Below are 21,278 nucleotides of genomic sequence, written 5' to 3' on the forward strand. Positions count from 1 at the left end.
GCAATCGTAGCAACGATCGCGGATGCGCTGTGAAGACTGAACACGCAAGCAGAAAAGACCCGGCGGGAATCATCCCGGCCGGGTGAATGCACGCCCTCGGAAATGCTTAGAAGTTATGCCGTATGCCGAGCGTCACGGACAGTTGACGATCGCTGTTCGAATTGGGCAGATTGGGAATCTGCGCATAGTTCGCCGGGCCGCCCGTCGCGGGATCGATTCCGAGTCCCGCGCCCACCGCCTTCTGCATGATCGCGACGCCATACAACGCGGTGCGCTTCGAAAGCGCGTAGTTCGCGCCGAGGTTCACCTGATGAAAGCGCGTCGATGAACTGCCATCGGGTTTCGCGTTGTTATAGATGTAGGCGAGACCCAGTTGCAAAAACGGCGTGGCCGCATAAGTCAGATTCACTTCGCCAATATCGAACGCGATGTTGCGGCCCTGCGGATTGGCGCTATCGGCGAAATACTGGCTATGCTCCAGGCGGCTATGCGTATAAGTCAGCGCGATCGTCGCCGGTCCGATTGCATACGATGCGCCCGCGCCATACGCCTTCAACGCTTCCGCATTCTGCAACTGGCAATAGAGCGCCGACGGATTCGAGCAGGCGAAATCGCCGATATAACCGTTAGCGCCGCCCAATGCCGCATCGAGCGGATTGTGCAGGTTCAGATAACCCGCGCTGATCGACACCGGCAAGCGCGTATAAGCTGCCGCGATCGAATAGCCGCGACGTTGCCCGAAATCACCGGCCACGCCGCCGAGGCTATATGTGCCGCCTACCGAGAAGCCATTCCAGTCGGGGCTCGTGTACTTGATCGAGTTATTGAAGTTGAACGCTTCGTTCAGGTTATCCACGTCGCCGATGTGCGAGCCATAAAGCGTCGCCCATGAATTGCTCGATACATATAGGCCGAGGAAGTCGGAATACGAATCGTATTGACGCCCGAGCGACAACGTGCCGAATTGCTCATGCGCCAGCCCAACCCAGGCCTGACGATTGAATTGCGCCCCACCCTGAACAAAGCCTCCCGTTCCCGTATAGAAGCTGTTCTCCAGATTGAACTTCGCTTGCAGGCCGCCGCCCAGATCTTCCACGCCGAGCAAGCCGAAGCGCGAAGGCACGAGATTGCCGCCCGAAAAAGCGAAGTTATGCCCCGAGCCGACGCTGCCGTCGGCGTTGGTGACTTGCTGATTGGTCGTGTAGGTCAGCCCGGCATCGACGGTGCCGTACAGCGTCACCGTGCTTTGCGCCGATGCGCTCGCGCACACGGCGAGCGCCGCCGTCGAAACGAGTTGCCGCGCGATTGTTTTAGTTGTCATGCGAGCGTCCTCACGCGTAATTGATCAGCACCGACTTGGTTTCGGTGTACATGTCGATCACCGCGCGTCCGAGTTCGCGGCCGAAACCCGATTGCTTGAAGCCGCCGAAGGGCATCGCGTTGTCGAGCAGCGAATGGCAATTGACCCACACGGTGCCCGCCTTGATGCGCGGCACGAGCTTGTGAATCGCCGAGAGGTTATTCGACCAGATGCTCGCGCCGAGTCCGTACGGCGTATCGTTGGCTTTTGCGACCACGCTGTCGATATCGTTGAACGGCATCGCGACGAGCACCGGTCCGAAGATCTCTTCGCGCACCACCTTCATCGAGTGATCCGTATCGACGAGGACGGTCGGCTTCACGAAGAAGCCCGCACCTTCCTTGCGCACACCGCCCGCGATCGCACGCGCGCCTTCATCGCGTCCCGCTTCGATATAACCCAGCACGCGATCCATCTGCCGCGCCGACACGAGCGGACCGATCTGCGTCGATGCGTCGAGGCCCGGTCCCATCGGCAAGGATTGAGCGATCGCCGCGACGCGCTCCATCACGCGATCGAATACCTTATCGTGTACATAGACGCGTGAACCCGCGGTGCATACTTGTCCCGAGTTGAAGAAGATTGCATTGGCGACGCCTTCCGCTGCCTTGTCGATATCGACATCAGGCAGCACGATCACCGGCGACTTGCCGCCGAGTTCGAGCGACATGCGCGTCATGTTATCGAGCGCCGCATGGCCGATAGCCTTGCCGGTCGGCGTCGAACCCGTGAATGCGATCTTGTCGATACCGGGATGACGCGCGAGCGCCGCGCCCGCCGTGCGGCCAAGACCCGTGACGACATTCACGACGCCTTTCTCGATGCCCGCCTCTTCGATCAGCATCGCCAGGCGCAAAGCGGAAAGCGGCGTATCTTCCGCAGGCTTCAGCACGACGGTGCAACCCGTTGCGAGCGCGGGCGCCAGTTTCCACGAGGCCATCAGCAACGGAAAATTCCACGGAATGATCGCGCCGACGACACCCACGGCTTCCTTGCGCGTATAGCCGAAGAAGTCATTCGACGGGCTATACGGAATCGATGCTTCGACCGTGCTGCCTTCGATCTTCGTCGCCCAGCCGGCCATATAGCGGAAGCATTGCGCGGCCATCGACACATCGAGACCTTGCGCGACCGTCACCGGTTTGCCGTTGTCGAGCGCTTCGATTTCTGCGAGCTCGCGTGCGTTGGCTTCGATCAGATCGGCAACGCGCAACAACAGGCGTTCGCGATCGGTCGGCTTCATGCGCGACCACGCGGAGTCGTCGAATGCGCGGCGCGCGGCAAGCACCGCGCGATCCACATCGGCTTCGTCGGCGCTCGGTACGCGGGCGAGCAGTTCGCCATCGGCGGGATTGATCACGTCGAGTGTCGCGCCGCTCGCACTTTCGACCCATGCGCCGTCGATCAACATTCTCTTCGCCGACGCGATGAATGCGCGCGTCGAATCGAGCATCGCGGGATGCTGGTTATTATTCATCAAGGTGTCTCCTAGTAATGTTCGGGGACGGCGTTCACGCCGTTCTCCTGCAATTCCTTCACGAGCTTCATGCGTGTGCGCGCAACATCGGTGAGCGCGGGACGGCGATGCGCCGCGATCTCTTCCGCCGTGTACGGCTTGAACGATGTGGGCCGCGAATGCTCGTTCATCGTTGCGAGCAGCCAGTTCAGGACGTTCGCGAGTTCGGCATCGCTGAGTGCCGAGTTCGACGCGCCGGGCACGCTCATCACGAAGCGGCGCCCATCCGGAAGCGAAACGAAATGGCCGAGCGATTCGCGCAAGGCCGGGACTTTGCCGGGAATGCCCGAACCATCGGCGGTATGGCATCCCATGCAATTGAGCACCCAGTCCTGACGCGCGCGCGCCTCGTCGTATGCCTGTGCCTGCGACGCGGCCACCAGAGCGAATGCGGCAAGCACAGCGCGCGGCTTCATAGCCCGAGACCCTTCAATACCGCTTCACGATGCTGATGCACGGCGGTCTGATCGAGCGGCCCCGCGCGCCATGCCTTGACCTCGGCGACGTCGAAAGGCTTCGCGGAACCATGCTGCGCATTCAGATCGAACACGACATAGTTCAGCACGTCGGCAATCTCTTCATCGGAAAGCGATGCGAAGCTCGGCATCTTGAAGTTGTAATTCTTCTCCTTGACCTTGATCGGACCGAACATGCCATAGAGCACGGTATGCCCTAATTGCGCGCGGCCATCGGGCGAGCCCGCATATTTGCCCGGATACTCGACGAGCGGCGGCGCGAGTCCATCCATGCCCTTGCCGCCGGCCTGATGGCAGACGGCGCACTTGCCGTCGAACGTCGACTTGCCGCCGGGATAATGCACCGTCTGTGCGTACGCCTGAGGCGCAAGACTCATCGCGCAAGCGGCGAGCGCCGCCATCAAAACACGTGCCGTCTTCATTGCGTTGCCGCTCCCAACAGAACCGATACCGAGCAGTGGTAATTCGAATTGCCGTTCGCCATGCACCAGTTGATGTCGTTGTTCAGCGACAGCTTGTAGAGCGGCTTCTCGCGTTCATTGCGATTGCAGAAGCAACGTCCGCAACTCGTCTTGCCGCAGCAATCGTTGTACGACACGATGTAGTCCGAACCATCGTGCGGATTGCGGCATGTGCCGATCCACGTGATCGGCGAAGGCGTCGTGCCCGGGGGGCAACTGCTCGACGTGCCGCCGCAGCAACTGCAAAGCCAGCCGTCGATCGCGCAATACTTCCAGTAGTCGCAGCTCGTCGGATCGTCGCTCGCGGATGCGCCCGGCTTCTTCGGCTCCTGTGCATACGCCGTGCGATCCACCGGCAACAACGGCACCATCGCCGAGCCGACCAGCACCTTGCCGAGTTTCGCCATCGCACTGCGTCGCGAACTGCGTTGGGCGACGCCGCGCGCCTTATGTTCGAAGAATGAATCCAGCCATTTCATGGACGCTCACCTGTAGGAATGAATGATTTATTGGCGTCTTCAGGCGTGCTGCCCGACTTGGCCCTGGTGTTCGTGATGCGCGTGGTCGTCGTGCTTGCCGTGCACGAATTCCTGCAGCGAAGCGACACCGCGTTCCTTCGCTTCGAACAGGCTTTCCAGATGCTCACGCGTATTCACGAGACCTTTCGCACGAACCTTGCCTTCTTCGTCGAGCAAGACGGCATAAGGCAGCTTGCCGATCTGATAAGAGAGACCGAGTTCCTGCGACAGCACATACGGATATTGCGAAAGACCAGTCTTGCGATAAAAAGCGGAGTGCTCATCGAATTCGCCATCGCTTGCGAGCACGATGTCGACCGCGCCTTCGCGCGCCTGAATCGACGGCAGCAAGGGCAAGAGCTTCTTGCACACGGGGCACGTAGGCGAGAGGAAGAACACCAGCGTGTTGCGCTTCGAGTTCGACAAGCCGCCGACCTTCACCGCGCGGCCCGCGATATCGCCGAGTTCGAATACGGGTGCAATGGCGCCGACTGCCGGGCCCTTGTCGATCATGAGCGCGCCCGCCGGCATCATGCGTTCATAGAGAATGCCGACTTGGCGAACGAGTGCGAGACAGATCGCGCCGAGCGCGAGCAAAGCGGCCCACGACAGTGCGGCCGAAATCATCAGGGCGGTTTGCATCATGAATTCCTCAGAGAATCGAGCTTCGGGAGATTGATCAGCAGCACGTCGAGCGTGAACCACGCGGCGACGGCAAAAAGCGTGCATGCGCCGGCGCTCAGATAGTCGAACGCCATGAGCGCGCGGGCGGTGGCGGGGACGAGCGCAGCGGCGGCGAGCGCGGCCAGCATCAGGGCGCGCGCAACGTGCCACCAGCCGATCGACTTCGGCGCGCGTTCCGTTGTGCGCGCGGCGATGAAGCCCGAGCAGCCGCAATCGATATCGGTATGGCCGCGCAATACGTTGATCGCGAGCGCCGCGCCGAAGAGCGTGAACAAGGCGATCAACACGATGGCGCTGACCGTGCGCGTATCGGCGAACAACAAGCCGATTGCGCCGGCCGCTTCCATCGCGGGAAACGCGAACGACAAAGGCGTCAGTGCGAACGACGGCAGCAAAGCGAACGCTTCGAGCGACGCGCGAAAGCGCGCCGGCTCGCGCCACTTCGGCGCGGCGCTCGCGAGTGTGATGATCGTCGCGGACGCGATGCACACCATGAGAATGACGGGATCGATCATCGCGTCACCTCACGGATTGAGCAGCAGCGTCGACGTCGTGCCGAGTTGCTTTTCGACATGCTGGCGCTTGCCGGTCGTCGCATCCATCACCACGAGATCGGACGTCGGCGTGAGGCCGTAGAAGAGCGGCTTGTCATCGGTGCTGACCTGGATCGCAAGCAGCGGATCGATCTTCTGCTTCGCGAGGTCCCAGCGCGCCACGCGCTTCTTGCTCCCGGTGTCGTAGACCCAGATTTCCGTGCCGGGGTCCTTGTGCGAACCGTCCGCGCCCTTGTGCATGGCGACGTAAAGGCGATGACTCGCGGTGCTCAGCGCGGTCTGCTGCAAACCGCCCGGACGCCAGCCCGCCTTGCGCTCCTGATCGCTCAGCAAGGACCACGATGCGCCGAACACGGGCGCGTCGCCCGAGAAGTCGGCCGTGCGCACATTGCCGTGGAAAGTCGTGAACACGTACTTGTTGCCGTCGCGCACGGCGTTGACGAACGCGGGATCGTGATCGACGTCGATGAACGCATCGGAGAGCTTGCGGCTCGCTTCCTTGCCGGTGGCATCGAGCTTGACGGTGAGCGCCTTGCCGCTTTCGCACAGCGACGAGAAGCGGTCGTTGCCGCTCGGATACGCGAGCACGCAGCCATCGGTATCGATCTCGCCGAGCACCTTCTTTGCGGCCGTATCGATCACGGTCACCGACGTCGACGGCGTGATGTTCGACACGTACAAGCGACTGCCGTCTTCCGAAAGAATCGTGCTGTAGGGCGTCGGCACGGTCTGGCCGTGTTTGGACGGGATCACGATTTCGCCGGTCACGTCGAGTGTCGTGTTATCGATGATCTCGACCACGTCCGTGCGCGCGCCGTGGCTGCCGCGCGCGAAGTATGTCGTCGCGACATAGCTCGTCTTGTGATCGGGCGAGATCGTGAAGCCCGGCGCAAAGCCGGCATCGATCTCGCCGACGAAGCGTTTCGTGTCGCCATCGAATACATGAACACGCGCATCGGTCATGCTCGCGAACGAGACATCCGTTACGAACACGCGATGCGGGCTATACGGGGGCACCTTCGCCACCGTCAGTTCTTCCGGCTTCTCCGCCGCACTCGCATGCAACTGACACGCAAGCAGTCCATAGAACAAGGCCCCCATGGCGGTGGCCAGCCGTCTCAGCTTCATCTGCGCTCCTCCTTGTTTATCGTCGAATTGACTCTAAAGACGACAATAAAAAAGAGCACTTCGGAACCGGCAGCGCGTGCGTGCCGAAATGGAGCATTCGAAAGGGAGCCGACAGAGACGCGCTCACACCGCTTGCGAAGTCAGCGTCGAAGAAAAGCAAACGCCGATTGAAAACTGCGGCAATGCAGTTTTCAATCGGCGTGAGGGAATTGCTACGCCTCGATCAACGGGCGCGCAGCGTTTGAGAAGGAAGTTCGCCGAACAGGCTTTTGTAGTCGCTCGCGAAGTGGCCGAGATTGGAGAATCCCCAGCGCATCGCGGCTTCGCGTACCGGTATTTCGCCGGGCAATGTCGTTGTCAGGAGCCGTCTGACTTGCGCAAGACGCACGGCTCGCAGATAACTCACCGGATTCATTTGCGTGACTGATTGAAAGCTGTTTTGAATCGTGCGCCGGCTCACGCGCAGTTTCTCGCACAGGTCCAGCACTGAAATCGGCTGCTCGGGACGTGCGAGCACCAGATCGTGAGCGCGTCGCACGACATCGGCACGGCATGCATAAGTGAGCCGGTCCTCGCGCGTCGGTACATGAAAGGTCAGCAGATCCAGAATGCTTTCTGTCACCGTATGTGTGAAACGATGCGCGGCGTCGCCCGAAGAAAACGGATTCGAGTCCGCGAGCACCGCCTCGACCGCCGCGATGATGCGCTTTCCCGCGCGCGCGCCGGCCGCGCCGGGAATGCTCAACACGTGCCGGTTGAGAATCTCGTCCTGGACATCGACGCCCGCAACATCCGCCGCCGATTCGAGCAGTTTCGTATCGACGGCGACGCCGAGCATCGACATGTCGGGTGGCGAATGCAGCAGGAATTCCTTATTGCCCGGCGCGACGACGAGCGCGTTTTCATCGACCCGCACGCCCTGAAACGAGAACGGTGCGCCGCCGCCGAGCACGAGTCCGAACGTGACGAATCCCGCCGGCAGATGCCCGCGCTGAACGATACGAACGTTCGCTGATTCCTGAAAGACCTGCACGCCGGCCACCGAAACCTGCTTCACCGTGCTTCGAAACGCGCCCTCGCCCACCTGGTCGTAGCACTGTTCCCAGCCTGTCAGCGCATGCGCGTGCTGATCGGCGTCCTCGAAGATTTCATAGTTGGCGTACATCCCTCCTCCGGCTACTTGCGTCGACATCGATGCGACTGCTTATAGGTTTTCGATTTTTTGGCGTCAAGCTTTTCAATTCTTCTCGTGTTTCGCTTGTTGCGCAATTCTAGGAATGCACGATTGAAAAACCGGCGCGCGCATGCGTAGGCGATCGCGCTTGAACTTCAGACATTACTTTAGAAGCTGTGCCGCGCGCCAATTCGGACGGGGCTGTGATGTTTTCATATTTGCCGCACTGATAGCGGACTCCCTTTTCGGCGAATTTGACGCGCATATCTGCCGCACCGACACTGCCTGCCACGCGAAGCCTTTCAAAAGTCATCGGAGACACACGATGCATTCCCCAAATACCATGAAGCCAGGAAACAAACGCCATACCTACGAATGGTATGTCGTCGTGATCTGCATACTGGCGTATGTTTTCTCGTTCATCGACCGCCAGGTGCTCGCGCTCATGATCGAGCCGATCAAGCGCGATCTGCATCTCACCGACACGCAATTCAGCCTCTTGCATGGATTCGCGTTCTCGCTCTTCTACGCGGTGATGGGCATGCCGATCGCGTATCTCGCCGACCGTTTCGCGCGTCCGCGCATCATCGCGGCGGGCATTGCGCTGTGGAGCGTCGCGACGGCGGCATGCGGCCTCAGTCAGAGCTTCACGCATATGTTCGCTTCGCGCATGAGTGTGGGCGTGGGCGAAGCCGCGCTTTCACCGGGCACTTATTCGATGATCGCGGATTACTTTCCCAAGGAAAAGATAGGCCGCGCGATCGGCATTTATTCGCTCGGCTCGTTCATTGGCGGCGGCATTGCGTTTCTCGTCGGCGGTTATGTGATTGCGCTGCTCAAGCACGCGAGCGTGTTCACGTTGCCGCTCATCGGCGAATTGCGTGCGTGGCAGTTGACGTTCTTCATCGTCGGATTGCCGGGTCTTCTCGTCGCGCTCGTGTTCGTGCTGACAGTGCGTGATCCTGCGCGCAAAGGACTCGCGCAAGACGGAGCGGGAAACGTGAAACGCGTCGCAATGAGCGATGCGCTGCGTTTTATCGCAAGCCATCGCAAGACGTTCTTTTGCCACTACATCGGCTTCTCGTTCTATGCGATGGGTCTCTATTGCCTGATGGGCTGGACGCCCGCGTTCTATATGCGCCGCTTCGGCCTCACGCCTGTCGAAACGGGTTATATGCTCGGCATCGTGATGCTCGTCGCCAACACGACCGGCGTATTCTGCGGCGGCTGGCTCAACGACTGGCTGCTGCGTCGCGGCCGCAGCGATGCGCCCATGCGCGCCGCATGGATCGGCGCGGCATGCATGTTCGTTCCGGCTATCGCGTTCACGCAGACCGTGAGCCTCGGCGCATCGCTCGCCTGGCTCGTCGCAGCCATGTTCTTCGCATCTTTTCCGCTGCCGACGTCCGCCGCCGCCATGCAGGCGCTCGCGCCCAATCAGATGCGCGCGCAGATTTCAGCGATGTTCCTGCTCGTGTCGAATCTGATCGGACTGGGTCTCGGCACGACGCTCGTCGCGCTCGTCACCGACAAGGTGTTCGGCTCGCCACTCGCGGTCGGCCATTCGATGGCGATCATCAACGCTGTCGCGATCGTGCTGGCAGCCGTGCTGCTCTACATCGGATGCAGCAAGTATCGGGCGAGTCTCGAGCGTGAAGCTCGTGAAGCCCGCGTCACGCTCGACACGCCGATCGCAACCGGGGCCATGCCATCCGGCGCCACGACAACGGCTTGAAGATATCCGTCAAATTGATGTGACTCGCGCTTTTTAATCTATTTTGCTTATCCGACAAGGGGCGCTACGCTCGATGCACCGTCCCCTTGAACACATTGGAAAGGCAGCATCATGCAAGCTCAAACCTTCAAAGTTCGCGTCCACGCATTGCGCGAAGAAGCTCACGGCGTGCGCTCGTTCAGCGTCTCGCGTCTCGACGGCCTGCCCTTCGACGCCTACGAGCCCGGCGCGCATATCGACGTGACGAGTCCGTCCGGCATCACGCGCCAGTACTCGCTGTGCGGCGATCCGGCTTGCCGCGACTCGCATGTCTTCGCGGTGAAAAAAGAAGAGCAATCGCGCGGCGGCTCGCGTTCGCTGCATGACGAAGTCGGCGTGGGCAGCGAGTTGTCGATTGGCGCGCCGCGCAATCTGTTTCGCCTCGAAGAAAGCGCGAGCGAGCATATCCTGATCGGCGCTGGCATTGGCATTACGCCTTTGCTTTCGATGGCTTATCGTCTCGTCGCGATCGATGCGTCCTTCACGCTGCATTATTTCGCGCGCAGCGACACGCATGCGGCGTTTTTGCCACTCCTTGCGCGCGCGCCGTTCGACCGTCACGTCAGGCTGCATTTCGGCGTGGAACGCGACGCGCTGGCGAATGAACTCGATGCCTGTCTTCGCGATGCGGACAGGCACGCGCACGTCTACACCTGCGGCCCCGCTCCGTTCATGGACGTCGTGATCGATACCGCACGAAAGCGCCTGCCCGCCGATGCCGTTCATCTCGAACGTTTCAAGGCCGAGCCGCAAGCCCTGACCGATTCATCACTCGATAGCTTCGACGTTCAGCTCGCGAGCACCGGACAGACCGTGCGTGTCGATGCCTCTACGTCCATCGTCGATGCGCTTGCATCGATCGGCATCGAAGTCGATACGTCATGCGGAGAAGGCGTCTGCGGCACCTGCATGGTCGATGTCGTGAGCGGCGAGCCCGAACATCGCGATCATTGTCTGAGCAAGGCCGAACGCGCGAGCAACAGCGTCATCTGCTGCTGCGTGTCGCGTTCGCGTTCGCCCGTGCTCGTGCTCGACCTCTGAACTCATAGCTTGTCGAAACCCGCGAGGATGTCGGTCATCAACCCGCGCATCCACGCGATGCCTTCGTCCTCGTGAAAGTGCTCGTGCCAGTGCATCGTCACGGCGGCCTTGGGCAATTGAACCGGCAACGCATAAATCCTGAACGCATCGTTGCGATTGAGGATATGCGCGAGCCGTTCGGGCAATGTCGCGAACAGATCGGTCACCGCGAGCACGCCGGGAACGGCCACGAAATGCGGCAGCGCAAGCGCGATGTTGCGCCCGACACCTTGCGCCCGCAATGCGTCGTCGAGCGCGTGATGACTATGTTCGAGCGATCGCACCTGTACATGCGAAGCCGAAAGAAACTCCTCGAGATTCAGCGTTTCCCCTGCGGGCAAGTCAATGCGCTTCCTCGTCATGCATACATAGTCTTCCTCGAAAAGCAGTGCGTGCCGCGTGCGTGATAACAGCGAAGGCAGATTGCCGATCGCGAAATCGAGCCGGCTCGAACGCAACGCTTCCTCTATTTCTTCGACCGGCAAGGGTTCGACCAGCAACTTCACGCGCGGCGCCGCTTCATGCAATGCCTGGCAGATCGCGGGCAAATACGCCATTTCTCCCGCATCCGAAAGAGACAGACGAAACGTGCGATTGCTCGTCGATGCATCGAAACGCTCGGCGAAGCGCAACGCTTCGCGCACGGTGTCGAGCGCGCGTCCGACGATCTCGGCGAGTTCCAGCGCGACCGGCGTCGGCTGCATGCCCGCGCGCGTGCGGATGAAGAGCGTGTCATCGAATAGCGTGCGCAGACGGCCCAGCGAATAGCTCACCGCGGGCTGAGAGAGCGCGAGCCGTTCGCCGGCTTTGGTGAGGCTGCGCTCCTCCACGATCGCCTGAAAGACACGCAACAGATTGAGATCGACGTGGTCGAGGGAATTCATTGGAGGCTCTCGAGATATCGGCCGGATTTATCCAGCACCCGTTTTTTAATCGATTTGACGCATGATCTTCGCAAAGCGAGACTGATGTCAACGAGAGGATGTGCCGATCTTCATCGCCGTCCTCGTGTTAGCCGATCAACTTCACCCCACATCGAACCGATGAGTACGCCGACTACCCAAATCATCGACACGAGCGCGCTCGGCCGCCGCGCGCAAGCCGACCGCATCGCGCCTTCGCTCTACTACGATCCCGATCTTTTCGAGGCGGAACTCGAACGCATTTTCTATAAGACGTGGATCTGGGTCGCGCATGAAAGCGAATTGCCGAAACCCGGCGATTTCGTCACGACGACCATCGGCCGCCAGCCGGTCATCGTCGTGCGCGATAAGACCGGCGCGGTGCATGTGTTGCAAAACCGCTGCCGTCATCGTGGCGCGACCGTCTGCGAAGAACATAAGGGCAACGCGAAGGGCTTCACGTGCCCATATCACAGTTGGTCTTATGCGCTCGACGGCACGCTGCGTGCCCTGCCTTATGGCGACGGTTATGAAGGCGTCTGCGAAAAAGGCGATCTGCCGCTGAAGAAATTGCGCGTCGGGATTTATCAGGGCTTGATCTTCGCGAGCTTCAATGAAGCGATCGAACCGCTCGAAGACTTTCTCGGCGGCGCGAAGCCGTGGATCGATCTCTTCATGAAGCAAGGCGCGGGTTATCCGATCAAGGCCAACGGCGAGCATAAGTTCAAGTTCAAAGGGAACTGGAAAATCCAGCTCGAAAACACGACCGATCTTTATCACTTTCCCGTCGTGCATAAATCGTGGATGAAATCGATCGACGAAGAAACGGCCGCGGCCATCACGAGTTTCATGACGAGCGAGGACGCGTTCTGCCGCTCGCTCGGCAATGGTCATAGCCTTGCCGTGCTGGTGCCTGAAATCGTCGATCTCGACAAGGATGACGGTGCGCCCTTGCCCGAACGCTTCAACGATCTGGCGGCCAAGCTGGCCGAGAAACATGCGCCCGAGGAAGTGCGCCGTATCGTGCGCTCGCTGATGGGCGTCGGCTTCAATCTGAATCTGTTTCCGAACCTCGCGCTGTCGATGGCGTTCTTTCGCGTGCTGCGGCCCATTTCCGCCGAGGAAACGGAAATTCGCCACGTCGCGCTCGCAATGGACGGCGGCCCGGAAGAAGCGAATCGCGTGCGCCTGCGGATTCACGAACACTTCCAGGGCCCGTTCGGTTTCGGCAGCCCCGACGACGCCGAAGCGTGGGAACGCGTGCAGCGCGGCTCGCACGCGGGCCCCGACGTGCCGATTCTCGTCAATCGCGGCCTGAATCGCGAAACGACCGCACCGAATGGAGAAAAAACCGCGCACGCAACGGACGAAACCGGCATGCGCGAAGCCTACAAACAATGGCGCGCAATGATGGAGCAGGCATGATGGACGATCGCAACGCACTCTTCTCTCAACAGACATTCGCGCGCGCGATCGAATTTATCTGGCGTGAAGCCGACATGCTGGATCGGCGCGACTATCGCGCGTGGCTCGATCTGTGGGATCCGCAAGGCTTCTATGTGGTGCCGATCGATCCGAACGCGACCGACTTTGCCGCCACCCTCAACTACGCTTACGACGATCAGCACATGCGCGAATTGCGCGTGCAACGCATGACGTCAGGCTATTCGGCGTCCGCGTCCGATGCGGCTCGAACGGTCCGCACCGTTTCGCGCTTCACGCTGTCGAGCGATAGCGCCGATATCGTCGAAGTGAAATCGTCGCAAGTCATCGTCGCGTATAAGCGCGGTGTATCGACGATCTTCGCCGCCGATCTCACGCACAAGATCAGCATGGCGAGCGGCGAGCCGAAGCTGCTCGAGAAAGTTATTCGTCTGATCGATTCGACCGAAGCGCTGAGCGCAATCGGCTTCCTGCTTTGAGCGTGGCGCACGCATCGATCTCTCAATCCCGATGAGACAGGGGCAACGCGACGCGGCATTCGAGACCGCCGCTCGCTGCGCGTTGCGCCCGGATGCGTCCTTCGTGTCGCGACACGATGCTCTTGCACAACGACAAGCCGATGCCGTTGCCGCCTGCTTTCGACGACGAGAAGCCGTCGAACAGGCGTTCGAGCGCATCGTCGGGCACGCCTGGTCCGTTGTCGATCACATGAAGTTCGGCGACGTCACCGTTCATCGTCGTGGCGAGCGTGACGGTTGGCATCGACGATTGCGCGCCGCTCAATGCTTCAATGGCATTGAAAGCCAGATTGAGGATCACCTGACCGATGAGCACGCGTTCGCAGCGGACAGGCAACGGCGCGCTCCATTGCTCGATCTTGAGCGTCACGCCCTCTTCTTGCGCGCGCCATTGGATGAAGTAAGCGACATCCGCGAGCACCTCACGAAGGTCCGCCTCCGCTTCGACAGGCTCGCGCTTCACGATGAACTCGCGCACGCTCTTGATGATCTGCGCCGCGTGCTCGGCCTGGCGATCCGCTGCGCGCAGACCCCAGATCGCGCTATCGATGGAATTCGGCTGAGCAAGCCGTTGAATCGCGCCTTCGATGAAATTGCGCACGGCGGCGAGCGGCTGGCTCAGTTCATGCGCGATCGCTGTCGCCATCTCGCCCATTGCGTTGTTGCGCCCTGCATGTTCGAGCATACGCGCTTCGTTGCGGCGCGCTTCTTCGATCGCGACTTCATCGCTGATATCGCGGAAATGAACCAGCGTGCCATCTTCAACATCGATTCGCCTGCACGTAATGCGCAGCCATCGTTTCGCGCCATCGCGACGCGTGATCGCATAGCGTTGCGCGGGCGTCGATTGCTGCCGCGTCGCGCTGCGCACCTGCGCGATCAGCCGGTCGCGATCTTCTTTCGTGCAGTAGTCGAGCGCGACACCCAGCGTCGCATCGCTCGCGATGCCCAACACGCGCCGTCCCGATTCGCTGATGAAGCTCACTTTGCCGCGCGGCGTGAGCACCGCGACGCCCTCGCCCAAATCCTGCATGTACTCGCGCAGACGCGTTTCATAGCGACGCAGCTTCTCGCGCATCGCCTGTTCCGCGCTGATATCGCGGAACTGCACCATCACCACTGCGTGCCCGGAAAGCGGCACATAAGTCGCGATTGCCTCGGACAGCATGTCGACACCCGCGCGCGAGCGATAACACCATTCATAGCTTTGCGGGCCTTCCAGAATGGAGCGGTCCATCGCATCCACAGCGATTTCGCGGCGGTATTTGACGTCGTCGCGCGTCATGTCGTGCGCCTTGAGCGGCAGCAATTCCTCGACCGAAAAGCCGAGCGCGACGCAAGCCGCGCGATTCGCCCAGACAATGGCCTTCGTTTGCGCGTCGTGAAGGAGCACACAGTGCGTCAATGCATCGAGCAGCCGGTGGAAATCGTCTTCGGCGGGAAAGTTCATGTCCAGATGCGAGGCAGAAATAGTTGCAACGCTAACCATAGCATCGGCGCGTGCAGCGCGTCGCTAAAGATTTCTTTAGAAGACCGGGATGCTTCACTGAATCGCGCACTCGCCTTCCCAATTGTCTCGGTCTTTTTGCGTTTCTAGACTGGCATCAACGACATACGAACGAAAAGGAGACGTACCCATGTCAGCTTCCGCGACTGCCCTCGCTATCCAGGACGAGCCGTCCAATCAAACCGATGCCGTCACACTCGACGATGTGATTGCCGAAATCGCCCGGCGCCGCGATGAATTCGACCGGCTGTCACACGTACCGCGCGATGTCATCGAACAGCTCAAGCGCGTGGGCATCTATCGTGCGGCGACCCCGAAGCGCTTCGGCGGCGATGCACGCGCGCCCGGCGAATTCCTGGCGATGATCGAGCGCATTGCCGTCGCCGACGGCTCGGCTGCGTGGGTCGCGAGCTTCGGTTCCGCGAATCTCTATCTCGCGGCGCTGCCAGTCGCGACGCAAGCGGCGATCTATGCGGATGGGCCCGATCAGGTGTTCGCAGGCGGGCTTTTTCCGGTGCAGAACGCACAACCTGCGCCGGGCGGCTATCGCGTGAACGGCACGTGGAAGTTCGCGAGCGGCTGCAAGGGCGCGGACTGGCTTGGTGTCGGCATCGGCACCGGCAAGCCGGGCGAAGCGCCGGGCAAGCCGCGCACCGCCGTGTTTCGTCCCGCGCAAGTAGAGATCGTCGAGAACTGGAACGTCGTCGGCATGCAGGGTACGGGCAGTCACGACTTGCGCGTGACCGACCAGTTCGTCGCGGAAGACTGGACCTTCGTGCGCGGTGGTGCATCGACGATCGATGAACCGCTCTATCGCTATCCGACCATCGCGTATGCGGCGCAAGTGCTCGCCGTCGTGAATCTGGGTCTTGCGCGCGCCGCGCTCGATGTCGCGAATCAGATGGCCGGTGGACGCAAGACGACGACCGGCGCACCGCAACTCGCCGATCGCGCTTATTACCGTATCGAGCTTGCGAAAGCCGAAGCGCAATTGCGCTCCGCGCGCGCGTTCTTTTACGAATCGACGGACAGCGTATGGCAGGCGATTCTCGCCGGCAATGAAGTCGCGCCGGAGCAAGTCAGCCTGTTGCGCCTCGCCGCAACCCAGATTGCGCGCGAAGGCGCGGACGTCGTGAATCGTGCTTATCGCCTCGGCGGCACGATGGCGATTTATCGCACGCACCCGTTGCAACGCCTGATGCGCGATGCGATGGTCGTCACGCAACACGCGTTTCTTGGCGAAGGCAATTACGACGGCGCGGGCGCGGTATTCGTCGGCGTACCGCCGATTCCTGGCTATCTCTGATCCATTTCTATCGCATAACAACAGGAGTAACGCTTCATGACCGATAACCGAAATCTGCCTTTGCGCGTGCTGTTCTGCTGTGGCGTCACCCAAAACTTCTTCGACTTGCCGCGCGAGAAGATCGGCGAAGTATGGCAAGCCTACGGCAAGATGCTCGCCGCCATCGAAGCGATGGAGAACGTGCGCGTGCTCGGCGTGATGGATGACGACCGCCTCGTCGTCGGACAATCCGACGGCGCGCCGTGGACGTTCTACATCATGGCCGATGTCGCCGACTTCGATGCAGCCGTCGCCGTGTGCAATCTTTATCGCACGACGCCTGTCGGCGAATACAACCTGTGGCGTTATGGAAAGATCGAGGCGCGCGTCGGACGTGCATTGACGGTCCCGCCCGCCGCGGCCAATAACGCATGACGCCATGACGCAAACCAACATCGACGCATTGCTCACTCGCGTTGCCGCGCTGGAAGCGCAGAACGAAGTGCGCAAGACCATCGCGCGTTATATGGCGCTATGCGATGTGCCTTGTGCGCCGCTCGATGGCGAATCGCTCGCCGCACTGTTCACCGATGACGCCGTGTGGGAAGGCATCGGCCCGCACTATGCGCGGAAGTTCGGGCGTCTGCAAGGACGAGCGGCGATCGTCGAGATGCTGCAACGTTATCTTCCGCCCACGCCGCATTTCGCCAGCAACGTGCATTTTCTGACGTCCGAGCATATCGAGGTTATGGGCGATGTCGCCAAAGGCCGGTGGATCATGCTGCAAGCGTCAGGTTATGTCGATACAAAGGCCGAGCTCATCGCTGCGCGGCTGGAAATAGATTTCGCACCCTCTCCACACGATGAAAACAATGCGTGGCTGATTCGACATTTCCGCACAGAGCGTCTCTTCGACGCGCCCTGGCATGTGAATCCTCGCAAGGAGGCGCACGCATGAGCGCATTCATCCGCGAATTCGATCTGCACGCACAAGATGCTATTGAAGGCCCGACCATCGCGATCAAGGACAGCATCGATATCGCAGGTTATCCGACCACGGCGGCAAGCCGCGCGCTCGCCGATGCGCCCGCCGCCGTCGAACATGCCGAGGTCGTGCAGCGTCTGCTCGACGCGGGCTGGCGCATCAAGGGCAAGGCCAACATGCACGAGCTGGCTTTCGGCATGACCGGGATCAACGACTTCACGGGCACGCCGCAGAATCCCCAGGACGCGACGCGCATTCCCGGCGGGTCGTCGAGCGGTTCGGCCTCGGCTGTCGGACTCGGCCTCGTCGATGCCGCGCTCGGCACTGACACGGGCGGCTCGGTGCGTGGTCCCGCGGCATGCTGCGGCGTGATCGGATTGAAGCCGACTTTCGGTCGCGTGTCGCGTCGCGGCGTGGCGCCGACTGACACTACGCTCGATTGCGTAGGCCCTTTCGCGCGCGACATGCGCATGCTGATCGATGCGATGGCCGCCATCGATCCTTCGTTCGATGCAGGCATCGCGCGACGGGAGGCATCGAAGACGCGTGTGGGCATCGTCGCCGTCGATGCGGATGCGAGTATCCGCATAGCGGTCGATCATGCCGCGCACCACGCGGGATTCGCATCACGCAAGATCGAACTGACGTCGATGGCCGATGCCTTCTGCGCCGGTCTCGCGATCATCAACGCGGAGACGTGGCATGCATTCGGTCATTTCGTCGAAACGGGCAAGCTCGGCGCGGATCTCGACGCGCGCCTGCGTATTGCGTCGAATACCACGGCCGCCGATCTCGAAGCAGCGGAGAACGTGCGGCGCGTCTTCACAGCGGCAGTGGATCGCGCGCTCGAAGATATCGACGTACTCCTGCTTCCCACTCTGCCCGCGTTTCCGATCACGCTCGAAGCCGCGCGTACAGGAACGTCGGTGATTGCGATGTCGTCGTTGATCAGGCCGTTCAATCTGAGCGGACATCCGGCGTTGAGTCTTCCTCTTCCAATCGAAGGTTCATCGATCAAGGCGGGCTTGCAGATCGTCGGCCGCAAAGGCGCGGACGAAAAGCTATGCGCGGTCGCCGCGCATGTCGAAGCCGCGCTCGCTCAACAAAGGAACTCGAACATGTCGAACAGAATCGCGCTCATCACGGGCGCAGCGCGCGGACTCGGTGCTGCGGTCGCGCGCCGTTTTCATGCTGCAGGCTACAAGGTCGCATTGGCCGATATCGCTATCGAGGCAACTCAATCGCTCGCGCGAGAGTTAAGCGAAGATCTGGACAGCGCTTTCGCACTCAAGCTCGATGTCACATCGAAAGCAGACTTCGAGCATGCGCGCGACGCCGTGCACGAACGCTGGGGCCGTATCGATGTACTCGTGAACAACGCGGGCGCATCGAAGGTCGTGCCGGTCATGCAGATCACCGCCGAGCAGTTCAACCAGGTCATCGACGTGAATCTGCGCAGCGTGCTCTTCGGCTGTCAGGTGCTGGGCCGCTATTTCGCGGATCGCGGCGCGGGACGCATCGTCAATATCGCATCGCTCGCGGGTCAAAACGGCGGCTCGGCGACCGGCGCGCACTATGCTTCCGCGAAAGGCGGCGCGATCACACTGACCAAGGTTTTCGCGCGCGACCTCGCCGCGTATGGCGTGACCGTCAATGCGATATCGCCCGGCCCGCTCGATCTGGCCATCGTGCATGAGAGCGTGGCCGCCGACAAGCTCGACAAGGTTATCGCGGGCATTCCGGTGGGACGTCTGGGCTCGGCCGATTACATTGCCGATGTTGCCGTGCTGCTTGCATCACCCGATGCGTATTTCGCCAACGGCGCATGCTGGGACGTGAACGGCGGCTTGTACATGCGTTAGCGTGCGCGTCATGCGCGCTCGTCGTCGGGCGGACTCCATACTTCGAGCACGTCACGCACGAGCGTGGCGATGGATGCCGCGCCCAACTTGTCCTTGATGCTTGCACGATGCACGTCGACGGTCTTTACGCTGATCGACAAATCGGCGGCAATGCGTTTGCTCGCCTTGCCTTCGATCACGCCGCGCAAGACCTCTTTCTCGCGCGCGGTCAGCGATTCGACGCGCTCGCGCAATTCGCGCTGCCGCTGGTCCTTTGCGTGGCGCTGCGTCGCGAGCTTCATGGCGCGCTGCACGCGATCGAGCATCTGTTGCGAGTTATAGGGCTTCTCGACGAAATCGATCGCGCCATGTTGAAGCGCGCGCACCGACATCGGGATATCGCCATGACCGCTCACGAAGATGATCGGCAAGGTGGCGCCGCGACGGTTGAGCTCGGCCTGCACGTCGAAGCCGCTCGTCTCGGGCATGCGCACATCGAGCACGAGGCACGCGGGACGGTTCACGTCGAAAGCACGCAGAAACTCCGCGGCATTGGCGAATCCTTCCGACTTCACGCCGACGGAATCGAGCAGCCACGCGAGCGAGGTGCGCATGCCGTTGTCGTCGTCGACGATATACACCACGGGAGCGGGAGATTTCATTGCGATCGTTCTTTCGATGCGGGCTTCGGGGACCGTGCGCGCCGGGGAATTCGGCGGTCTCGTCGCAAGGTCTCGTTTTTCGGAGCGTCAATGATAACCAGCCGAAATTCGCCGCGAAAGTCCCTTCTTTACCTCGATTGTGCGAGATAGGTAAAAGCTTTAGTGCGTTCGGTAACCACGCCGGGCATGTCGGCCGATCGTGCCGATGTTCTTTGTGCGGTTCAGCGCGTACGCTTGATTCACGGTTTGCTATATACAACCTTAAACATGAAACGAACTGGAGACGCTCCTATGTCCGCGCTGCCACGCCCCGACTTTGCCGATATCGATCAGGTGCGCAAGCAGTTCCGTCAGGCCATGGCCCATCTCGGCGCCGCGGTGAACGTCATCACGACGACGGGCACGCATGGCCGCTGCGGCATCACTGCGAGCGCCGTGTGCTCGGTCACGGATGCGCCGCCGACGCTGCTCGTCTGCATCAACCGGTCGAGCGCGATGCATGCCGCGTTCGTGAATAATCGCAATGTGTGCGTGAACGTGTTGCCCGGTCATCTCGAACAGATCGCGCGCCACTTCGCCGGCCTCACGCAACTCTCGATGGAAGAGCGCTTCTCGTTGCCCGTGTGGGACGAGGGCGTGAACGGTGTGCCGGTCTTGCGCGATGCGCTGGCGAGCCTGCAAGGCACCATCGTCGAGGCGAAGGAAGTGGGATCGCATTCGGTGATGTTCGTCGAAACGACTGCGATCCGCGTGCGCGACGATGGCGACAGCCTGATTTATTTCGATCGCAACTTTCATCGCGTGCCGCGAGTGTGCGCCACGCAGTGAGAAGTTATAGAGAAAGCGCGCCGAGACGCGCATTCAGCCGCGCCCGCGTGATCGACGCGATCTGCGCCAATGCCTCATCCAGCTCCTGCGGCGTGCTGCGCCCGATACGCCGCTCCAGCGCGCTGAAGATGCCCTCGCGTGTGTAGTGCCGCACGCAGATGATGAACGGAAAGCCGTGCCGTTCGAGATACGCGGCATTCAGTCGGTCGAGCGATGCTTCCTGCTCGGCCGACATCGCATCGAGGCCAGCGCTTTTTTGCTCCGCATCCGAATCCGCGGTCATCGTTCCCGAACGAATGTTCGCGCCTGACAACAGCGGATGCAGGTTCAGGAACGCACGCTGATTCTCGTCGTCAAGACTGCGGATGATATCCATCATCGCGTCGTGCAATGCCGTGGCGGACGCGAATGGACGCACAGTCCACGCACCCTCCGCAGCCTGCGGGAAATGTTCGAACACGCTCGCGAAGGCGCCGACGAAGGTTGTGTGATCGAAGGCATTGACTTGTTCGAGATTGATCGACTGTGACATGACGGCTCTCCTATAAGGCATCGATAACGATTCGTGCCGAGTATAGAAAG

The 21,278-nt window shown here is 61.0% G+C and carries 22 protein-coding genes and 1 pseudogene; 10 read left to right on the forward strand and 13 right to left on the reverse strand.

What is annotated here, in order from left to right; translation table 11 throughout:
- Positions 1-106: 106 nt before the first annotated feature.
- The 9 genes from NOV72_RS02670 to NOV72_RS02710 all read right to left on the reverse strand — a co-directional run bounded on the left by NOV72_RS02670 (position 107) and on the right by NOV72_RS02710 (position 7,862).
- Positions 107-1,321 (reverse strand): porin, encoded by a 1,215-nt coding sequence (locus tag NOV72_RS02670; protein ID WP_181290805.1) that lies wholly within the window; start codon positions 1,319-1,321, stop codon positions 107-109.
- A 10-nt stretch (positions 1,322-1,331) separates the two neighbouring features.
- Positions 1,332-2,837 (reverse strand): aldehyde dehydrogenase family protein, encoded by a 1,506-nt coding sequence (locus NOV72_RS02675; protein ID WP_106852998.1) that lies wholly within the window; start codon positions 2,835-2,837, stop codon positions 1,332-1,334.
- 11 nt (positions 2,838-2,848) lie between these two features.
- A complete protein-coding gene (locus NOV72_RS02680; RefSeq protein WP_106852999.1) occupies positions 2,849-3,292 on the reverse strand; it encodes a c-type cytochrome in 444 nt (147 codons plus the stop codon).
- On the reverse strand, positions 3,289-3,774 hold the full coding sequence (locus NOV72_RS02685; protein ID WP_106853000.1) for a c-type cytochrome: 486 nt from the start codon (positions 3,772-3,774) through the stop codon (positions 3,289-3,291). Before NOV72_RS02685 ends, NOV72_RS02680 begins: the two co-directional genes overlap by 4 nt.
- Positions 3,771-4,292 carry a methylamine dehydrogenase light chain gene (locus tag NOV72_RS02690; RefSeq protein WP_106853001.1) on the reverse strand — a complete coding sequence of 174 codons (522 nt, stop codon included), beginning with the start codon at positions 4,290-4,292 and terminating at the stop codon, positions 3,771-3,773. Before NOV72_RS02690 ends, NOV72_RS02685 begins: the two co-directional genes overlap by 4 nt.
- A gap of 39 nt (positions 4,293-4,331) precedes the next feature.
- Positions 4,332-4,976, reverse strand: coding sequence for a methylamine dehydrogenase accessory protein MauD (mauD, locus tag NOV72_RS02695; protein WP_106853002.1), 645 nt, complete (start codon positions 4,974-4,976; stop codon positions 4,332-4,334).
- Complete coding sequence (locus tag NOV72_RS02700; RefSeq protein WP_106853003.1) at positions 4,973-5,530, reverse strand: MauE/DoxX family redox-associated membrane protein; 558 nt, start codon at positions 5,528-5,530, stop codon at positions 4,973-4,975. The genes mauD and NOV72_RS02700 overlap by 4 nt, the downstream gene beginning before the upstream one ends.
- 9 nt (positions 5,531-5,539) lie before the next feature.
- On the reverse strand, positions 5,540-6,670 hold the full coding sequence (locus NOV72_RS02705) for an amine dehydrogenase large subunit (RefSeq protein WP_245932881.1): 1,131 nt from the start codon (positions 6,668-6,670) through the stop codon (positions 5,540-5,542).
- A gap of 250 nt (positions 6,671-6,920) precedes the next feature.
- On the reverse strand, positions 6,921-7,862 hold the full coding sequence (locus NOV72_RS02710) for a helix-turn-helix domain-containing protein (RefSeq protein WP_106853005.1): 942 nt from the start codon (positions 7,860-7,862) through the stop codon (positions 6,921-6,923).
- Positions 7,863-8,214: 352 nt separating this feature from the next.
- Here NOV72_RS02710 and NOV72_RS02715 point away from each other — a divergent pair, with 352 nt between their 5' ends.
- Entirely contained in the window at positions 8,215-9,606 is a 1,392-nt protein-coding gene (locus NOV72_RS02715) for a spinster family MFS transporter (protein WP_245932862.1), read from the forward strand.
- Between the two features lie 111 nt (positions 9,607-9,717).
- A complete protein-coding gene (locus tag NOV72_RS02720) occupies positions 9,718-10,686 on the forward strand; it encodes a PDR/VanB family oxidoreductase (RefSeq protein ID WP_106853007.1) in 969 nt (322 codons plus the stop codon).
- A 2-nt stretch (positions 10,687-10,688) separates the two neighbouring features.
- On the opposite strand, the gene NOV72_RS02725 is transcribed toward NOV72_RS02720, so the two are convergent.
- Positions 10,689-11,609, reverse strand: a complete 921-nt coding sequence (locus NOV72_RS02725) for a LysR family transcriptional regulator (RefSeq protein ID WP_106853008.1) — start codon at positions 11,607-11,609, stop codon at positions 10,689-10,691.
- A gap of 159 nt (positions 11,610-11,768) precedes the next feature.
- Here NOV72_RS02725 and NOV72_RS02730 point away from each other — a divergent pair, with 159 nt between their 5' ends.
- Together NOV72_RS02730 and NOV72_RS02735 are read left to right on the forward strand one after the other, a co-directional pair.
- Positions 11,769-13,052 (forward strand): aromatic ring-hydroxylating oxygenase subunit alpha, encoded by a 1,284-nt coding sequence (locus tag NOV72_RS02730; protein WP_106853009.1) that lies wholly within the window; start codon positions 11,769-11,771, stop codon positions 13,050-13,052.
- On the forward strand, positions 13,049-13,549 hold the full coding sequence (locus tag NOV72_RS02735; protein WP_106853010.1) for an aromatic-ring-hydroxylating dioxygenase subunit beta: 501 nt from the start codon (positions 13,049-13,051) through the stop codon (positions 13,547-13,549). Before NOV72_RS02730 ends, NOV72_RS02735 begins: the two co-directional genes overlap by 4 nt.
- 22 nt (positions 13,550-13,571) lie before the next feature.
- Here the strand turns inward: NOV72_RS02735 and NOV72_RS02740 are convergent, their stop codons facing one another.
- The gene (locus NOV72_RS02740) at positions 13,572-15,038 is read right to left on the reverse strand and encodes a sensor histidine kinase (protein WP_106853011.1); all 1,467 of its coding nucleotides are present in this window, start codon (positions 15,036-15,038) and stop codon (positions 13,572-13,574) included.
- Positions 15,039-15,225: 187 nt separating this feature from the next.
- On the opposite strand from NOV72_RS02740, the gene NOV72_RS02745 reads away from it, so the two are divergent.
- From NOV72_RS02745 to NOV72_RS02765, 5 genes and pseudogenes are all read left to right on the forward strand, one after another.
- A complete protein-coding gene (locus NOV72_RS02745; protein WP_106853012.1) occupies positions 15,226-16,401 on the forward strand; it encodes an acyl-CoA dehydrogenase family protein in 1,176 nt (391 codons plus the stop codon).
- A gap of 36 nt (positions 16,402-16,437) precedes the next feature.
- The gene (locus NOV72_RS02750; protein WP_106853013.1) at positions 16,438-16,815 is read left to right on the forward strand and encodes a hypothetical protein; all 378 of its coding nucleotides are present in this window, start codon (positions 16,438-16,440) and stop codon (positions 16,813-16,815) included.
- Between the two features lie 4 nt (positions 16,816-16,819).
- Positions 16,820-17,338, forward strand: coding sequence for a nuclear transport factor 2 family protein (locus NOV72_RS02755; RefSeq protein WP_106853014.1), 519 nt, complete (start codon positions 16,820-16,822; stop codon positions 17,336-17,338).
- A pseudogene (locus NOV72_RS02760) lies at positions 17,335-18,465 on the forward strand (amidase); the annotation flags it as partial. The gene NOV72_RS02755 and the pseudogene NOV72_RS02760, both read left to right, overlap by 4 nt.
- An 18-nt stretch (positions 18,466-18,483) precedes the next feature.
- Positions 18,484-19,227, forward strand: a complete 744-nt coding sequence (locus NOV72_RS02765; protein ID WP_106853258.1) for an SDR family NAD(P)-dependent oxidoreductase — start codon at positions 18,484-18,486, stop codon at positions 19,225-19,227.
- A gap of 8 nt (positions 19,228-19,235) precedes the next feature.
- Here NOV72_RS02765 and NOV72_RS02770 read toward each other — a convergent pair whose 3' ends face one another.
- Entirely contained in the window at positions 19,236-19,868 is a 633-nt protein-coding gene (locus NOV72_RS02770) for a response regulator transcription factor (RefSeq protein WP_106853015.1), read from the reverse strand.
- Between the two features lie 291 nt (positions 19,869-20,159).
- Here NOV72_RS02770 and hpaC point away from each other — a divergent pair, with 291 nt between their 5' ends.
- On the forward strand, positions 20,160-20,696 hold the full coding sequence (hpaC, locus tag NOV72_RS02775) for a 4-hydroxyphenylacetate 3-monooxygenase, reductase component (RefSeq protein WP_106853016.1): 537 nt from the start codon (positions 20,160-20,162) through the stop codon (positions 20,694-20,696).
- A 4-nt stretch (positions 20,697-20,700) separates the two neighbouring features.
- Here the strand turns inward: hpaC and uraD are convergent, their stop codons facing one another.
- The gene (gene uraD / locus NOV72_RS02780; protein ID WP_106853017.1) at positions 20,701-21,228 is read right to left on the reverse strand and encodes a 2-oxo-4-hydroxy-4-carboxy-5-ureidoimidazoline decarboxylase; all 528 of its coding nucleotides are present in this window, start codon (positions 21,226-21,228) and stop codon (positions 20,701-20,703) included.
- Positions 21,229-21,278 lie beyond the last annotated feature (50 nt).

The sequence above is a fragment of the Caballeronia novacaledonica genome, assembly GCF_900258035.1.
GTDB classification, from domain to species: Bacteria; Pseudomonadota; Gammaproteobacteria; order Burkholderiales; family Burkholderiaceae; genus Caballeronia; species Caballeronia novacaledonica.

What these genes read in the sequence shown, in the direction of transcription:
- NOV72_RS02670 (WP_181290805.1), bottom strand. Translation starts at nt 1,321, where the DNA reads ATGACAACTAAAACAATCGCGCGGCAACTCGTTTCGACGGCGGCGCTC.
- NOV72_RS02675 (WP_106852998.1), bottom strand. Translation starts at nt 2,837, where the DNA reads ATGAATAATAACCAGCATCCCGCGATGCTCGATTCGACGCGCGCATTC.
- NOV72_RS02680 (WP_106852999.1), bottom strand. Translation starts at nt 3,292, where the DNA reads ATGAAGCCGCGCGCTGTGCTTGCCGCATTCGCTCTGGTGGCCGCGTCG.
- NOV72_RS02685 (WP_106853000.1), bottom strand. Translation starts at nt 3,774, where the DNA reads ATGAAGACGGCACGTGTTTTGATGGCGGCGCTCGCCGCTTGCGCGATG.
- NOV72_RS02690 (WP_106853001.1), bottom strand. Translation starts at nt 4,292, where the DNA reads ATGAAATGGCTGGATTCATTCTTCGAACATAAGGCGCGCGGCGTCGCC.
- mauD (WP_106853002.1), bottom strand. Translation starts at nt 4,976, where the DNA reads ATGATGCAAACCGCCCTGATGATTTCGGCCGCACTGTCGTGGGCCGCT.
- NOV72_RS02700 (WP_106853003.1), bottom strand. Translation starts at nt 5,530, where the DNA reads ATGATCGATCCCGTCATTCTCATGGTGTGCATCGCGTCCGCGACGATC.
- NOV72_RS02705 (WP_245932881.1), bottom strand. Translation starts at nt 6,670, where the DNA reads ATGGGGGCCTTGTTCTATGGACTGCTTGCGTGTCAGTTGCATGCGAGT.
- NOV72_RS02710 (WP_106853005.1), bottom strand. Translation starts at nt 7,862, where the DNA reads ATGTACGCCAACTATGAAATCTTCGAGGACGCCGATCAGCACGCGCAT.
- NOV72_RS02715 (WP_245932862.1), top strand. Translation starts at nt 8,215, where the DNA reads ATGAAGCCAGGAAACAAACGCCATACCTACGAATGGTATGTCGTCGTG.
- NOV72_RS02720 (WP_106853007.1), top strand. Translation starts at nt 9,718, where the DNA reads ATGCAAGCTCAAACCTTCAAAGTTCGCGTCCACGCATTGCGCGAAGAA.
- NOV72_RS02725 (WP_106853008.1), bottom strand. Translation starts at nt 11,609, where the DNA reads ATGAATTCCCTCGACCACGTCGATCTCAATCTGTTGCGTGTCTTTCAG.
- NOV72_RS02730 (WP_106853009.1), top strand. Translation starts at nt 11,769, where the DNA reads ATGAGTACGCCGACTACCCAAATCATCGACACGAGCGCGCTCGGCCGC.
- NOV72_RS02735 (WP_106853010.1), top strand. Translation starts at nt 13,049, where the DNA reads ATGATGGACGATCGCAACGCACTCTTCTCTCAACAGACATTCGCGCGC.
- NOV72_RS02740 (WP_106853011.1), bottom strand. Translation starts at nt 15,038, where the DNA reads ATGAACTTTCCCGCCGAAGACGATTTCCACCGGCTGCTCGATGCATTG.
- NOV72_RS02745 (WP_106853012.1), top strand. Translation starts at nt 15,226, where the DNA reads ATGTCAGCTTCCGCGACTGCCCTCGCTATCCAGGACGAGCCGTCCAAT.
- NOV72_RS02750 (WP_106853013.1), top strand. Translation starts at nt 16,438, where the DNA reads ATGACCGATAACCGAAATCTGCCTTTGCGCGTGCTGTTCTGCTGTGGC.
- NOV72_RS02755 (WP_106853014.1), top strand. Translation starts at nt 16,820, where the DNA reads ATGACGCAAACCAACATCGACGCATTGCTCACTCGCGTTGCCGCGCTG.
- NOV72_RS02765 (WP_106853258.1), top strand. Translation starts at nt 18,484, where the DNA reads ATGTCGAACAGAATCGCGCTCATCACGGGCGCAGCGCGCGGACTCGGT.
- NOV72_RS02770 (WP_106853015.1), bottom strand. Translation starts at nt 19,868, where the DNA reads ATGAAATCTCCCGCTCCCGTGGTGTATATCGTCGACGACGACAACGGC.
- hpaC (WP_106853016.1), top strand. Translation starts at nt 20,160, where the DNA reads ATGTCCGCGCTGCCACGCCCCGACTTTGCCGATATCGATCAGGTGCGC.
- uraD (WP_106853017.1), bottom strand. Translation starts at nt 21,228, where the DNA reads ATGTCACAGTCGATCAATCTCGAACAAGTCAATGCCTTCGATCACACA.